Source organism: Proteus penneri, assembly GCF_022369495.1.
Lineage (GTDB): Bacteria > Pseudomonadota > Gammaproteobacteria > Enterobacterales > Enterobacteriaceae > Proteus > Proteus penneri.
In genome coordinates this window covers 779,177-793,839 of record NZ_CP059690.1, presented here as the reverse complement: position 1 = coordinate 793,839, position 14,663 = coordinate 779,177, and the positions used below count along the sequence as shown (strand labels likewise).

The following is a 14,663-nucleotide window of genomic DNA, read 5'->3' as shown; positions in this document are numbered from 1 at the left end:
GAACATGATAATGATGATTATAAAGATAGTTAATCTTCACTAATCCGACTACCAACTGCACCTTGTTGATTTTTATATTTTGCATCTTGACGACGATTATAAGGTCTATCAGCAGAACCCGACATAGGTTCAAAACTTAATGCACCAATCACCATACCCGGTCTTAATGCAAGAGGCAGTTTACCTGAATTAAAGAATTCTAATACGATTTGCCCATGCCAACCAGGATCAATACGATGTGCAGTAACGTGCACCATCAAGCCTAAGCGTGCTAATGATGAGCGTCCATCTAACCATCCAACAACATTATCAGGCAAAGTGACTGACTCAAGTGTCACTGCTAACGCCAATTCACCAGGATGTAGAAAGAATGCTTCACCTTCAGGCAAAACTATTTCATCACTCATTACACGCTCTAGCGCAGCATTCACTTCAGCCTTAGGGCCACTCAAATCAATATAAGCTGCAGTATGACCTTGGAAAACACGAAATTGATTTCCCAAGCAAACATCTGCTGTTGCGCCGTTAATTCGCTCGACAGGCGGGCGGGGTTCAATGACTAACTTACCTTCATCCAGCCACTGAATAATATCACGGTCGCATAATCGCATTTTATTTCCTTCTTCAAGTTAAACAGGCAGTTTCATCATGCATGAAAGCTGCCTAAAAATGAATCTATTATTCGCAGAATTGCCCAATTTTTGCTTTCAGAATATCAATCGCAACGCGGTTTTTCCCCCCTCTAGGTACAATAATATCGGCATATTGTTTAGAAGGTTCAATAAACTGGAAGAACATAGGACGAACGGTTTTATTATATTGTTCAATGACTGAGTCTAAGCTACGTCCACGTTCATTCACATCTCGTTTAATCCTGCGCATTAAGCAAATATCTAATGGGGTATCAACAAAGATAGAGAAATCCATCTCTTCACGCAGGCGTTTATCTGTTAATAACAAAATGCCTTCAATGATAATCACTTTTTTAGGTTGAAAAGAAATGGATTCTGTTTTGCGTGTATGAGCAACGTAGTCATACTGAGGGAGTTCGATGGCATTTCCTGCTTTTAATGCGCACAAATGCTGGTATAAAAGTGCATGATCCATCGAATTTGGGTGGTCATAATTGACCTTATATCGTTCTTCCATTGTTAAATCACTTTGGTCACGATAATAACAATCTTCTGGTATCACCCCGATATTATGATCACCTACTTGCGCTCTTAACTCACGGTAAAGTGTGCTTGCAATAAGACTTTTACCCGAAGCAGAGGCTCCAGCGATACCTACAATTGTGCACTGATGTGCTGTGTCAGCCATAATCAAAAAACCTGGTTTGAAATAAAAAGAGGGATAACGTAATAATATGTAAATATTACGCTAGCGCAGATTATAGTTTTGAAATCACTCTGGTTCCAGCGTAAAACCAGAAATCTATTTGTTTTTTATCAAAAACAGCCGGAAATCACCTGTAAAAAATGGAAAGCCAAATGACTCTCCATTTTAATCAGCAAATAATTTCAGACATTATTCTACTGTGATTACACTGCGCGGAAAGAAATTTCCGTTGGAATTGCATCACCATCCCAATACATTTGAGAAGATACGGTAGACGCGATTTCGCGATAAATATCCGCAAACTCACCTTCTGGATCACGCATCACTGTTGGTTGCCCGCGGTCTAGGTCTTCACGTAAAGAGATATGAAGAGGAACTTGACCTAATAATTGACAATGATACTTCTCTGCCAATTTAGCGGCACCACCAGTACCAAAGATAGGTTCAAGGTGACCACAGTTACTACAAATATGTGCACTCATGTTTTCAATAATACCTAATACAGGTACATTGACTTTCTTAAACATGACAATCCCTTTCATTGCATCCACCAGCGCGATATCTTGTGGTGTTGTTACCACAACCGCAGCAGTTACAGGGATATTTTGAGATAAGGTTAATTGGATATCGCCTGTTCCTGGTGGCATATCGATAACCAGATAATCCAAGTCAGGCCACAACGTATCTTGGAGCATTTGCATTAATGCTTTGCTCGCCATAGGACCACGCCATACCATCGCATTATCATCAGTCACTAAATAACCGATAGAGTTAGACGCTAATCCATACGCCATAATTGGCGCCATATGTTGTCCATCAGGAGACGTTGGACGCTCCATCGTGGTCCCTAACATATTAGGAATAGACGGTCCATAAATATCAGCATCAAGAATACCGACTTTAGCGCCTTCTTGTGCAAGAGCTAATGCAAGGTTAACTGCTGTACTTGATTTACCAACGCCACCTTTACCAGAGCTCACTGCAAGAATATTACGCACACCATTAACGCCAGGCAGATCATTTGCACGACGTAAGGTGGAAATATTATGCTTGAGTTTCCATTCAATGGCTTTTGCACCAGTGATGTTGCGAAGTTCGGCTGTCTTTTCTTCAATTAGGGTTTGGAAAGGTTTTTTCCAAACAAACGGCATCACTAACTCGATATGAAGAACATCGTCAATCATCGCACATTGGTGTAATGCTTTTAGAGAAAGCAGATTACGTTTCAATGTTGGGTGTTCAAAAGTAGACAAGACACCTGAAACTTTTTCGTTCAGAATCTCAGGGGTGGTCTGCTCGGGGGATTTATCACTCATCCCGGCTCCTCTCGTTTTCATTATTTATTAAATATATGAGTGTATCTATCATATCAGATAGTAGATGACTACGATAATGCCTTACCTCAATTTGCCAACTGAAATTTCTCTTGCAAAAACTCCATTATTGCCCTAGCGACATCATGACGGATCGGTTACCATCAAAGTCCCTTTTATTAATTTTATGGAAGTAAGATCCTTACTATGTCTCACGTCGCGAATAAATTATTGGTAACCTGCGCGTTACCTTATGCTAACGGTTCAATTCATCTCGGTCATATCCTTGAACATATTCAGGCAGATATCTGGGTCCGTTATCAACGAATGCGCGGCAAAGAAGTTCATTTCATCTGCGCTGACGATGCTCACGGCACACCTATTATGCTGAAAGCCCAACAACTGGGTATCACGCCAGAAGCCATGATTGAAGAAATGAGCAAAGAGCATCAGCAGGATTTTGCTGGTTTCAATATCAGTTACGACAATTATCACTCTACACACAGTGAAGAGAGTCGCCAATTATCAACTAAAATTTATCTTGCACTGAAAAAAAATGGTCACATCAAAAGTAAAACTATTTCTCAGCTTTATGATGAAGAAAAAGGCATGTTTTTGCCTGACCGCTTTGTAAAAGGCACTTGCCCTAAATGTAAAGCGCAAGACCAATATGGTGATAACTGTGAAGTTTGCGGCTCAACCTACAGTCCAACAGAATTAATTAATCCGCGTTCTGTTGTATCAGGTTCAACGCCTGTTATGCGTGAAACTGAACACTATTTCTTCGACTTACCTGCATTTAGCAACATGTTACAAGAGTGGATCCGCTCTGGCGCGCTACAAGAGCAAGTGGCAAATAAAATGCAAGAGTGGTTTGACAGCGGTTTACAACAGTGGGATATCACTCGTGATGCACCTTATTTCGGTTTCGAAATTCCAGATGCACCGGGTAAATATTTCTATGTATGGTTAGATGCACCGATCGGCTACATGAGTTCATTCTTAAACTTATGTGAAAAACGTGGCGATTTAAGTTTTGACGAGTTTTGGAATAAAGACAGCAAAGCTGACCTTTACCACTTTATTGGTAAAGATATCGTCTATTTCCACAGCTTATTCTGGCCAGCAATGTTAGAAGGCAGTGAATATCGCAAGCCGACAAACCTGTTTGTTCACGGTTATGTCACTGTAAATGGCGCCAAAATGTCAAAATCTCGTGGCACCTTTATTACAGCGCGTGCTTATCTTGATCATTTTGATGCTGATTGTCTACGTTATTACTATGCTGCAAAACTTTCATCACGCATTGACGATATTGACCTAAACTTAGAAGACTTTGTTCAACGTGTTAATAGCGACATCGTAAATAAAGTCGTTAACCTTGCATCACGTACCGCTGGTTTTATCAGCAAGCGTTTTGATGGCAAATTAGCTGATTCTTTAGATGATGCTAAACTTTATCAACACTTTGTTGATATGAAAGAAACTATCGCACAGTCATTTGAAAATCGTGAATTTGGTAAAGCTGTTCGTGAAATTATGGCATTAGCTGATGAAGCGAACCGTTATATTGACGAAAAAGCACCTTGGGTAGTGGCAAAACAAGAAGGTCAAGACGCTCAGTTACAAGCAATCTGTACCATGGGAATTAACCTATTCCGTGTGTTGATGACGTACCTGAAACCCGTTTTACCATCACTAACAGAACGTTCAGAAGCATTTTTGCAAACTCAATTAACATGGGATGCACTTGAACAACCGCTATTAGGTCAAGAGATCACTAAATTCAAAGCGTTGTTTAACCGCATTGAAATGGATAAAGCCAATGCAATGGTTGAAGCATCAAAAAGCACCATTGCGCCTGTAAAAGAAGTAACAGGCCCATTAGCAGATGCTCCAATTCAAGAAACCATCAAATTTGATGATTTTGCGAAAATCGATATGCGTATCGCTGAAATTAAACAAGCCGATTTTGTTGAAGGTTCAGACAAACTGCTGAAATTAATTTTGGACTTAGGTGGAGAAACTCGCCAAGTATTTTCCGGTATTCGTACAGCATACCCAGATCCTAAAGTGTTAGAAGGTCGCTTAACGGTAATGGTAGCAAACTTAGCACCTCGTAAAATGCGTTTTGGTATTTCAGAAGGCATGGTAATGGCAGCAGGTCCTGGCGATAAAGATATCTTCTTACTTAGCCCAGATTCTGGTGCAAAACCGGGTCAGCAAGTGAAATAACAACCAAAATTCATTTGCCAAACGAATAAAAGGCGGGGTTCTATTAGAGCCCCGCCTTTTTTTTATTGTGATCCATAGCACACTTTCAAAATCGGTGTATGATAATTCTGTTAGTTGATTTGGGACACTTACTTATGAAATCTAAACGGGCACGATTGCAGATTACACTTTGGCACTATTTACGATCTTTTTTGGTACTTTATCTTTGTCTCTTTGCTGGTAATCTTATTTCAGCCCTTCTACCCTTCGCGGTTCCAGGCAGTATTGTTGGCTTACTGATCCTCTTTGGTTTACTTGCTTTTCAGCTTATCCCTGTGCGTTGGGTTAAACCCGGTGCAAATATCCTCTTAAAAAATATGTCATTACTCTTTATCCCTATCGGTGTCGGTGTAATGAACTATTATGATTTATTAAGTCAGCAACTTTTCCCCATCGTTTTAGCCTGCGTCGTGAGTACCTTTGGTGTTATGGCACTCGTTGCATATTGCTCACACTATGTTCATCGTGAGCGCGTTATCGTGGGTTCGAAACCAGACCAAGTTGAAGATATTGTTGAAACAAAAGAGAAAGACGATGATAAAGCGTTAAGTGAGAAGAAAAAATGTTAGCTATGTTGATGAATATTTGGTGGTCACTTCCTTTAAGTATTTTTATTTTTTACTTAGCTCGTAAGCTGGCGGCCCGATTTAATTTGCCTATTTTAAATCCACTGCTAATTGCTATTATAGTAATTATACCTATTTTGTTAATAACTAAGGTACCTTACGAAAATTATTTCGCAGGCAGTCGAATTTTAAATGACTTACTGCAACCCGCCGTTGTTGCTTTAGCTATACCGCTTTATCAGCAATTACACCAAATTCGCGCACAGTGGAAATCATTAATCAGTATTTGCTTTATTGGTAGTATTGCTGCGATGGTCAGTGGCACAGCCATTGCTTTATGGGCAGGTGCAACACCTGAAATTGCCGCATCAATCTTACCTAAATCAGTGACAACCCCAATAGCAATGGCTGTCGCGGACTCCATAGGTGGTATTCCTGCAATCAGTGCTGCATGTGTTATTGCAGTAGGTATTTTAGGTGCCATTTTTGGTCATACATTATTTAAGCTACTGCGTATTCCTACTCACGCCTCTCGTGGTTTGGCTATGGGCACTGTTTCGCACGCAGTGGGAACAGCAAGAGCGGCAGAAGTCGATTATATTGAGGGGGCTTACAGTTCATTGGCATTAATGACATGCGGGATTATTACCTCTTTACTTGCTCCGTTTATCTTCCCTATTATTTTACATCTTTATAGCTAATATCTTTCTTACCCTCTATTCCTAAATCCCCGATTTAATTAAATTTATTTCGGGGATTTTTACTATAAATTTGAGATACATCTCTCAATTAATGAATTTGTTGCAATTGTTTCATTGAAAATATGATTTTCATCACATATAAAAATAGGTAAAGATGCCTAGAATCTTATAATACAGAAAGATTAATGGGAGACTCATGTATGCATACTCGTTTTCAGGCAGTTTGGTCAGATTTATCCCCTCAGTTGCAACAAGCACTTGCTCCTTATCTTGAGCAGGATGAATTCCCTGCAATGTTCACGGCAGAACAGGTCAATGCCATAAAAACACAATTACAATGTAATGATGATGCCTTAGCTCTCGCACTTTTACCCGTCGCTGCCGCTTGTGCAGTGACACCGATATCTCATTTCAATGTTGGTGCTATTTCACGTGGGGAAAGTGGTAATCTCTACTTCGGTGCCAATATGGAATTTGCTGGCGCCCCACTACAACAAACTGTTCATGCTGAACAAAGTGCGGTAACTCACGCATGGCTACGTGGTGAATCTCGCTTAATTTCAATCACCGTTAACTATACACCTTGTGGTCATTGTCGCCAGTTTATGAACGAACTCAACAGTGGCACCCATATTCAAATCCAATTACCGGGTAGAAAAGTGGCGACATTGGGAGATTATTTACCTGATAGCTTTGGTCCAAAGGATCTCAATATCACCTCTTTATTAATGGATAAAGTTAATCACGGTTACGAAATTGATAACCATAGTGAATTAGCACAACAGGCGCTACAAGCCACCAATCGTAGTCATGCACCTTATAGTGAGTCTCACAGTGGAATTGCTGTTCAAATGAAAAATGGCAAAATTTTCCAAGGTAGCTACGCAGAAAATGCCGCATTTAACCCAAGCTTACCGCCATTACAAGCCGCATTGATTTTATTAAATATGGCAGGTGAGAGTGTGATGGAAATTGAATCTGCCGTCTTAATTGAAAAAGCAGAAACAATTTTAACGCAATGGGATGCAACTCAAGCCACATTAACAGCTTTAGGTTGTCGCCAGATGCAACGCATCACTTTGTAAAAAATTTTAACTTATTCCTCTAAAAATCTCTCCTAAAAAAGCATCAGCATGTAAATTTTGCTGATGCTTACCAGAAAAAGTTGTAACAACTGTATCTATCTCTCATTTCTAAGCATAAAAATCATAAAAAAATAACATAAGCTGTACATATTTTTATTATTTTGTAGGATCTACAATTGTCATGTGACTAACTGCCTTACAAGAGTATTTTTCATGGAACTGGAACACGAAAGTAAACGCCCTCTCTACATCCCGTATGCAGGTCCAATCCTGCTAGAATTTCCCCTGTTAAATAAAGGTAGTGCTTTCAGCGAAGAAGAACGCAGCACCTTTAACTTACATGGTTTACTGCCTGAAGCAGTTGAAACCATCGAAGAACAGGTTGAACGCGCTTATCGCCAATATCTTGATTTCAAAAACGATAACGATAAACATATTTACCTGCGAAATATCCAAGATACCAATGAAACCCTGTTTTATCGTCTATTGGAATCTCACCTAACTGAAATGATGCCAATCATTTATACACCAACAGTAGGTGAAGCTTGTGAACATTTCTCTGATATTTATCGTCGTGCTCGCGGTTTATTTATCTCTTACCCTAACCGCGCCAATATCGACGATATGCTACAAAACGCCACTAAACAAAACGTAAAAGTCATTGTTGTAACAGATGGCGAACGTATTCTTGGTCTAGGTGACCAAGGTATCGGCGGTATGGGTATACCTATCGGTAAACTCTCTTTATATACCGCGTGTGGTGGTATTAGCCCAGCGTACACACTGCCTGTTGTACTTGATGTTGGTACTAATAATCCACAACGTTTAAACGATCCTCTGTATATGGGATGGCGTCATCCTCGCATTACAGGTGATGAATATAACGAGTTCGTTGATGAATTTATTCAAGCTGTTAAACGTCGCTGGCCAAATGTTTTACTGCAATTTGAAGATTTCGCACAAAAAAATGCGATGCCTTTATTAAACCGTTACCGTGATGAGCTATGTTGCTTTAACGATGATATTCAAGGCACTGCATCTGTTACCTTAGGTAGCCTAATTGCAGCAAGTCGTGCTGCAGGTCGCCAATTAAAAGACCAAACAGTCACTTTCTTAGGTGCCGGTTCTGCGGGTTGTGGTATTGCTGAGCAAATTATTGCCCAAATGAAATCCGAAGGTTTAAGCGATGAGCAAGCACGTGAACGTATCTTTATGGTTGACCGTTTCGGCTTATTAACAGACAAACTGCCAAATTTACTGGATTTCCAAAGCAAACTTATCCAAAAAAGCGAAACCATTGCTAATTGGGAAACCACAAGCGATGCGATTTCACTGTTAGAAGTGGTTAAGAATGCAAAACCAACTATTTTGATTGGTGTTTCAGGACAAGCAGGTTTATTCACTGAAGAAATTATTCGTGAAATGCACAAACACTGTGAACGCCCTATCGTGATGCCATTATCTAACCCAACTTCGCGAGTAGAAGCGCGCCCTGAAGATATTATCAATTGGACTGATGGACAAGCTTTAGTGGCAACAGGTAGTCCATTTGCCCCCGTTAAATACAAAGATAAAGAGTATCCAATTGCACAATGTAATAACTCTTATATCTTCCCAGGCATTGGGTTAGGTGTTATTGCCTGTGGTGCGAAACGTGTGACTGATGCCATGTTAATGGTTGCAAGTCGTGCATTAGCAGATTGCTCACCAATGGCAAAAGAGGGCGATGGTTCTCTGTTACCTTTACTGGCTGATATTCAGCAAGTTTCGCGTTATATCGCAAAACAAGTTGCCAAAGAAGCACAAGTACAAGGTGTTGCGACTGTAACGTCTGATTCAGCATTAGAAGAAGCCATTGAACGTAACTATTGGTCACCAGAGTACCGTATTTACAAAAGAACCTCGTTCTAAATAGCTTGAAACACTAAGTACCATTCTGAAAAGCGCGTCATTACTTAATATGAGGCGCTTTTTTCTTGCTTCCCTATTCCTGCTCAAGTAGCCTTACGCATTATGAAAGTCATTCTTTATTTGCGTCATTAAGGCAAGGACATGCTAAAACGCCTCATTTATCTCTTTCTCACACTTTTTATGTTGCTTGCAGTCATCTTGATTGCCTGCGATCGTTGGATTGGCTGGAAAACTAATCCTTATATCTTTGAAGATGTGGATACATTGCCCGCTAAAAAAGTGGGTATGGTGTTAGGCACATCAAAATATTATACCAGCGGTTACATTAATCAATTTTATCAATATCGCATCCAAGGCGCAGTTAATGCCTATAACAGTGGTAAGATCCAATATTTATTATTAAGCGGTGATAATGCAAAACATAGCTATAATGAGCCAAATACAATGCGTAAAGATCTCATTAAAGCAGGCATTCCTGCCTCTCGTATTGTGATGGATTTTGCGGGCTTCAGAACACTCGATTCAGTTGTACGAACAAAAGAGGTGTTTGGTACAGATGGATTTACCATTATTACTCAGCGTTTTCACTGTGAACGTGCTGTTTTTATCGCATTAGAAAAAGGAATCGATGCGCAATGCTTTGCGGTTGCATCCCCCAAAAGCATGTTTAAAGTACGTGTACGCGAAGTGTTTGCAAGAGCCGGAGCAATGATTGATGTTTATATTCTAAACCGCGAACCCCGCTTTTTAGGACCACCAGAAACGATCCCCGCAATACAATCTATTCCTGATGGCATTAAAGGATATCCCGCAGTTTTACCTGAGGAAGTTGAATCACTTCCTCTAAGTAACAACAATAACGAGAAAATCTAAAAGAATTGCGCTAATTTTGAGGCTGATTTACGCCAAATCCACTCTATTGGACCTTGTGGAAAATAGCGTAGCCAAATTACGGCAAAAGCAATGTTAATTGCCCAAATAACGACAACAAAAGGCATCAGTTCAGCTAAGGTAAATTGATTAAATAATCCCATCCGCTGAAACAGGATAATGCCGATAAGACTTTGCATTAAATAGGTCGTTAGCGCCATTTTTCCTACACAACGTAAAGCATAGGCAAAATAAGAGTGACGCATTGTATTCCAACTCCAATAAAACAGCGCAATATACCCCAAGCTTTGCACCACTTGGATCAGCATTGTTAAAGGTTGTGCTAAAATAGCCGCCCAGCGGTAATCCCAATCAAGATAATAATCCACCAGTACAATAACCGTTTGTAAGCTTAAACTTATTGTAAGGAAATAAAGTGCTACACGACCATAATGAGCGCGACTAAATTTCTGTTGCAACCAACCTGATGCCATTAATGCTGATCCCATCAGCATTGCACCGAACAAAAACCAACTGTATTGACGAACAAGATTAAAAACAAACAGAGTTAGCTCATTTAAACGATAATAAACACTATTTAAATAAGGCCCTGTTTTCCAATCTGATTCAGCCAATTGGGAATATGGTGTGCTGTACCAAACGGTATCAATAAAATCACGATAATAATAAAACAACACACCTAGAATAAGTGCGCCACAAAAATAGAGTATCGCTCCCAATATAAATTGGTTTTTTATCGTTATTGATTTGATAAACGCAAAAACAAATAAACCACATATACTATATGGAAATAAAATGTCACCTTCCCAAATAAATAATGTGTGAATAACCCCAATCAATGCCAGTACAACGAGCCGCGATAAATTAAAGCGCGTTCCTTTACGTAGTAGCAGGTAAAGCGTACCACCAAATAGTAATGCAAAAATAAAGAGGAACTTACCTTGGGCAAACAGATTTAATGCCATCCATGTTATACGATCACCAAAAGAGGCTTCCCCCGAATGTAACGGATTAAATGAAGCCACTCTTAATAAAGCAAAACCTGAAATATTGAGCAATAAAATGCCAAGGATCGCCATTCCTCTCAACGCATCAAGTGCTTCGATACGTTGATGAGACGATTCATTCATTTATTTGAAATCTCAAAGGTGACGAACAGCGCGTAAAAATTCCTGACGCGTATTTTGACTTGATTTAAATAACCCACCTAACGAGGTTGTTGTAGTTGCACTTGTTGCATCACGAATACCACGAGCTTTAACACAATAGTGAACCGCATCAATAGAAACAGCCACATTTTTTGTGCCTAGTAATGTTTGTAATGCGATAAGAATTTGCTGTGTTAAGCGTTCTTGAACTTGAGGGCGTTGAGCAAAAAATTGCACAATACGATTAATTTTTGATAAACCAATCACTTTATCTTTTGGTATATAAGCCACAATCGCCTTGCCATCAATAGTAACAAAGTGATGTTCGCAAGTACTGGTTAATGTGATATCTCGTACTGTCACCATCTCATCAACTTGCATTTTATTTTCAATTAGTGTGATTTTTGGGAAGTTGTGATAATCCAATCCTGAGAAAATTTCATCAACATACATTTTAGCAATACGACGAGGCGTTTCAGCTAAACTATCGTCGCTTAAATCCAGATTTAACAGCTTCATCACTTCTGTCATATGATGTTCAATTTGCTGTTTACTCTCACTTGGAGATAGCTTTGATTCACGAAGAGGCGTTTCTAAACCGCGTTCAACTAACGCAGCGTGCACCCATTGCGCCTCTTTACTTAATGATGACATTGGACTCTCCGATAAACACATTAATTAAGTATCTGTTTCGCTGTCAGCGACAACAGCCTACACTTTAGATGACATGAATCACATTATCCAGCGATACCGCATTTTTCGTTATGAACTTATTGCATTTTTGTATGAACTATTTTTAGATTAAGCCTAATTTTTCTCTTTTAAACACACCAGAAAACCACCGATGATCAACACAATAAAGGCGACATAAAGTGCAGGTTCTAATTTTCCGGTTAATGCCGTTGAAAGCGAAGAAATGACAGGGCCAACTAATTGCCCAATAGCATAAAAAGTGGTGAGTAAACCCGCCATATAACGCCCGTGATCGGGCGCTAATTCTCTACCTCGTAAAAAAGCCAGTTGTACTGCACACATAAGACCGCCACCAATTAAGAAAGCGCCAATCGCAAGCCCTGTTATTGTCGGGAGCCACTCTGCAATCAAAATACCTAATGCTTGTAACCAAAGCGTAATAGCTAAACGTAACTGTGTATTTAATACATTACGCGTTAAAATAGCGATCCCAATACATAATGCAGCAGAAGCACCGAATACAGGCCAAACAAATTGCGCAATTAAGCTTCCTGGAAAGCGTTCTGCCGCCATTTGAGAAAGAAATGTAGCTGGTAAAATATAACCAAACCCCGCAAAGGTATAACCCCAAATTAACTTTTTCATTGCTGGTGTCAGTGTTAAAGGTGCAACTTTTACTTCTTCTCGACTCATCGCCCAAGGTTTAGGAAGGTGATAACTGACATATATTGCACAAATAAAAGCAAGTGAACCATAAATTAACCATCCCGCCGTCGCGCTCATTTGCCATTTCATAATTAACACAGCAAGAATACCGCTAATAAATATGCCTGCGCCTGTTCCTGCATACACAGCAACGCTTAATGCCGGTCGATTAAGACGAGCGAGTAATTCGTTTGCCCATGAAGCCACTAGCACTAACGTCCAACCACTTGCCCAGCCAATAAAAAAGCGTGCAATACTATGTGTAAATGCATCATTTAAACATGCAGACAGTAGCGTAATTATCACCGCCCCCCAAAGACCTGCCCACAAGCGATATCCCACACCTTTAACGGCTTTCATCGCGTCATAGGAGCCAGCAAGATAACCAAGATAATTAAATGCAGCGACAATCCCCGCACTTGTCAGCGTTAATTGATATTCTGCAATCATCAACGGCACTTGTGGTGTAAAAGTAAAGCGTCCTATCCCCATTGCAACAACTAAAGCAAGAAAACCACTAAACGCGATATGAAAAGCTTGCGCTGAATGACTTTGGTGATTTGAAGTATTCATTGATATCCATTATTTTGTTTTATCGTTTTATACATTTTAAATGTGCTGTTCATTAATAACAGAACAAGAAACATATTAACCCCAGACAGTTAACATTTTTGCAATAATACGTTTCATTTCTTTCTAGTCACAAGATGATCTCTGACATGATGATGCTCATCGTGATAGATTAGTATCATGAAATAAAACAGAACATTTAGATAGATCTTGGAGTATATGATGAGTCAATGTCACGTGAGCGGTTTATTATCTCTTGATGAAGCGCTAGAAAAACTACTTGAAAAACCGCTGGCAATTACCGATACCCTTAACATCCCATTAAATAATGCAGCCGATTATATCTTAAGTGAAAATATTACATCTCCACTAAATGTTCCGCCTTTTGATAATTCTGCAATGGATGGTTATGGACTTCGTTACGCTGACTTAGCTCCCCAAACTCCTCTTCCAGTGGCAGGAAAATCATTCGCTGGTATTCCTTTTGAAGGAGAGCTTCCTGCTGGTCAGTGTGTACGCATTATGACAGGGGCAATGGTTCCTGCTGGTGTTGATACTGTCATTATGCAAGAAGAAGCAGAAGTCACTGAACATGGTATTCGTTTTTCACAACCCGCTAAGAAAGGCCAAAATATTCGCCGTATTGGTGAAGATATTAAAGAAAATGATATTGTATTACCTGCTGGCACTAAGCTCTCAACAGCACAATTGCCATTAATCGCCTCTTTAGGGATCGCCTCTGTACCGGTTTATCGACGTTTAAAAGTTGCCGTTTTCTCAACAGGTGATGAATTACAAACCATTGGTCAGCCATTAAAAGCAGGCCAAATTTATGATACCAACCGCTTTGCGGTACGTTTAATGCTTGAAAAACTAGGATGTGAAGTCTTAGATTTAGGTGTTATTCCTGATTCACCGGAAAAACTGCGTGAAACTTTTAAAAAGGCTGATCAAGAAGCAGATTTAGTGATCAGCAGTGGTGGTGTTTCTGTGGGCGAAGCCGATTACACCAAACAAATTCTTGATGAAATTGGTGAAATTGGTTTTTGGAAATTAGCGATTAAACCAGGCAAACCTTTTGCCTTTGGTCATCTGCACAATGCGTGGTTCTGCGGTTTGCCGGGTAACCCAGTCTCGGCAACTGTGACATTCTACCAATTAGTCCAACCTTTAATCGCTCGTTTATCAGGATTTAGCCATTGGAAAGCACCACAACGTTTCCAAGCTATTGCACAATCTCCATTGAAAAAATCCGTGGGTCGTCTTGATTTTCAACGTGGTATCGCAAGTATTAATGCGGAGGGTATATGGCAAGTAGACACTTCTGGTCACCAAGGCTCACACGTTTACAGCTCCTTTAGTGTCGCTAACTGCTTTATTGTCTTAGAACGTGAGCGCGGTAAAGTGGCAGCGGGTGAAACGGTCACAATCGAGCTATTTAATTCTCTACTAAAAAGTGAATAGTTTT

General features: G+C 39.9%; 13 protein-coding genes. 7 read left to right on the top strand and 6 right to left on the bottom strand.

The window, feature by feature from the left end:
- Positions 1-29: 29 nt before the first annotated feature.
- The 3 genes from dcd to apbC all read right to left on the bottom strand — a co-directional run bounded on the left by dcd (position 30) and on the right by apbC (position 2,654).
- On the bottom strand, positions 30-611 hold the full coding sequence (dcd, locus tag H1225_RS03470; RefSeq protein WP_006537532.1) for a dCTP deaminase: 582 nt from the start codon (positions 609-611) through the stop codon (positions 30-32).
- Between the two features lie 67 nt (positions 612-678).
- The gene (gene udk, locus H1225_RS03465; RefSeq protein WP_072062857.1) at positions 679-1,320 is read right to left on the bottom strand and encodes a uridine kinase; all 642 of its coding nucleotides are present in this window, start codon (positions 1,318-1,320) and stop codon (positions 679-681) included.
- A gap of 221 nt (positions 1,321-1,541) precedes the next feature.
- Positions 1,542-2,654: an iron-sulfur cluster carrier protein ApbC gene (apbC, locus tag H1225_RS03460; RefSeq protein ID WP_072062858.1), complete on the bottom strand. Its 1,113-nt coding sequence runs from the start codon at positions 2,652-2,654 to the stop codon at positions 1,542-1,544.
- 204 nt (positions 2,655-2,858) lie between these two features.
- Between apbC and metG the strand changes: the two genes are divergently transcribed.
- From metG to sanA, 6 genes are all read left to right on the top strand, one after another.
- A complete protein-coding gene (metG, locus tag H1225_RS03455) occupies positions 2,859-4,886 on the top strand; it encodes a methionine--tRNA ligase (RefSeq protein ID WP_072062859.1) in 2,028 nt (675 codons plus the stop codon).
- A gap of 134 nt (positions 4,887-5,020) precedes the next feature.
- Positions 5,021-5,494, top strand: a complete 474-nt coding sequence (locus H1225_RS03450; RefSeq protein ID WP_072063009.1) for a CidA/LrgA family protein — start codon at positions 5,021-5,023, stop codon at positions 5,492-5,494.
- A 2-nt stretch (positions 5,495-5,496) separates the two neighbouring features.
- Positions 5,497-6,192 (top strand): CidB/LrgB family autolysis modulator, encoded by a 696-nt coding sequence (locus H1225_RS03445; RefSeq protein WP_109400733.1) that lies wholly within the window; start codon positions 5,497-5,499, stop codon positions 6,190-6,192.
- Positions 6,193-6,392: 200 nt separating this feature from the next.
- Positions 6,393-7,277 carry a cytidine deaminase gene (gene cdd, locus H1225_RS03440; RefSeq protein ID WP_115065193.1) on the top strand — a complete coding sequence of 295 codons (885 nt, stop codon included), beginning with the start codon at positions 6,393-6,395 and terminating at the stop codon, positions 7,275-7,277.
- Between the two features lie 213 nt (positions 7,278-7,490).
- Positions 7,491-9,188 carry an NAD-dependent malic enzyme gene (locus tag H1225_RS03435; RefSeq protein ID WP_109400724.1) on the top strand — a complete coding sequence of 566 codons (1,698 nt, stop codon included), beginning with the start codon at positions 7,491-7,493 and terminating at the stop codon, positions 9,186-9,188.
- A gap of 141 nt (positions 9,189-9,329) precedes the next feature.
- Positions 9,330-10,061 (top strand): outer membrane permeability protein SanA, encoded by a 732-nt coding sequence (gene sanA, locus H1225_RS03430; RefSeq protein ID WP_072062862.1) that lies wholly within the window; start codon positions 9,330-9,332, stop codon positions 10,059-10,061.
- Here the strand turns inward: sanA and yeiB are convergent.
- The 3 genes from yeiB to H1225_RS03415 form a co-directional block, all read right to left on the bottom strand.
- Positions 10,058-11,209 carry a DUF418 domain-containing protein YeiB gene (gene yeiB / locus H1225_RS03425; RefSeq protein ID WP_109847492.1) on the bottom strand — a complete coding sequence of 384 codons (1,152 nt, stop codon included), beginning with the start codon at positions 11,207-11,209 and terminating at the stop codon, positions 10,058-10,060. The genes sanA and yeiB overlap by 4 nt on opposite strands.
- A gap of 12 nt (positions 11,210-11,221) precedes the next feature.
- The gene (gene folE, locus H1225_RS03420) at positions 11,222-11,881 is read right to left on the bottom strand and encodes a GTP cyclohydrolase I FolE (RefSeq protein ID WP_036938265.1); all 660 of its coding nucleotides are present in this window, start codon (positions 11,879-11,881) and stop codon (positions 11,222-11,224) included.
- 153 nt (positions 11,882-12,034) lie between these two features.
- Positions 12,035-13,198: a YbfB/YjiJ family MFS transporter gene (locus H1225_RS03415; RefSeq protein WP_109847491.1), complete on the bottom strand. Its 1,164-nt coding sequence runs from the start codon at positions 13,196-13,198 to the stop codon at positions 12,035-12,037.
- A gap of 219 nt (positions 13,199-13,417) precedes the next feature.
- Between H1225_RS03415 and moeA the strand changes: the two genes are divergently transcribed.
- Entirely contained in the window at positions 13,418-14,659 is a 1,242-nt protein-coding gene (gene moeA / locus H1225_RS03410; protein WP_072062865.1) for a molybdopterin molybdotransferase MoeA, read from the top strand.
- Positions 14,660-14,663: the final 4 nt, after the last annotated feature.

Coding starts and splice junctions, on each gene's coding strand:
- dcd (WP_006537532.1), bottom strand. CDS start 611: ATGCGATTATGCGACCGTGATATTATTCAGTGGCTGGATGAAGGTAAG.
- udk (WP_072062857.1), bottom strand. CDS start 1,320: ATGGCTGACACAGCACATCAGTGCACAATTGTAGGTATCGCTGGAGCC.
- apbC (WP_072062858.1), bottom strand. CDS start 2,654: ATGAGTGATAAATCCCCCGAGCAGACCACCCCTGAGATTCTGAACGAA.
- metG (WP_072062859.1), top strand. CDS start 2,859: ATGTCTCACGTCGCGAATAAATTATTGGTAACCTGCGCGTTACCTTAT.
- H1225_RS03450 (WP_072063009.1), top strand. CDS start 5,021: ATGAAATCTAAACGGGCACGATTGCAGATTACACTTTGGCACTATTTA.
- H1225_RS03445 (WP_109400733.1), top strand. CDS start 5,497: ATGTTGATGAATATTTGGTGGTCACTTCCTTTAAGTATTTTTATTTTT.
- cdd (WP_115065193.1), top strand. CDS start 6,393: ATGCATACTCGTTTTCAGGCAGTTTGGTCAGATTTATCCCCTCAGTTG.
- H1225_RS03435 (WP_109400724.1), top strand. CDS start 7,491: ATGGAACTGGAACACGAAAGTAAACGCCCTCTCTACATCCCGTATGCA.
- sanA (WP_072062862.1), top strand. CDS start 9,330: ATGCTAAAACGCCTCATTTATCTCTTTCTCACACTTTTTATGTTGCTT.
- yeiB (WP_109847492.1), bottom strand. CDS start 11,209: ATGAATGAATCGTCTCATCAACGTATCGAAGCACTTGATGCGTTGAGA.
- folE (WP_036938265.1), bottom strand. CDS start 11,881: ATGTCATCATTAAGTAAAGAGGCGCAATGGGTGCACGCTGCGTTAGTT.
- H1225_RS03415 (WP_109847491.1), bottom strand. CDS start 13,198: ATGAATACTTCAAATCACCAAAGTCATTCAGCGCAAGCTTTTCATATC.
- moeA (WP_072062865.1), top strand. CDS start 13,418: ATGAGTCAATGTCACGTGAGCGGTTTATTATCTCTTGATGAAGCGCTA.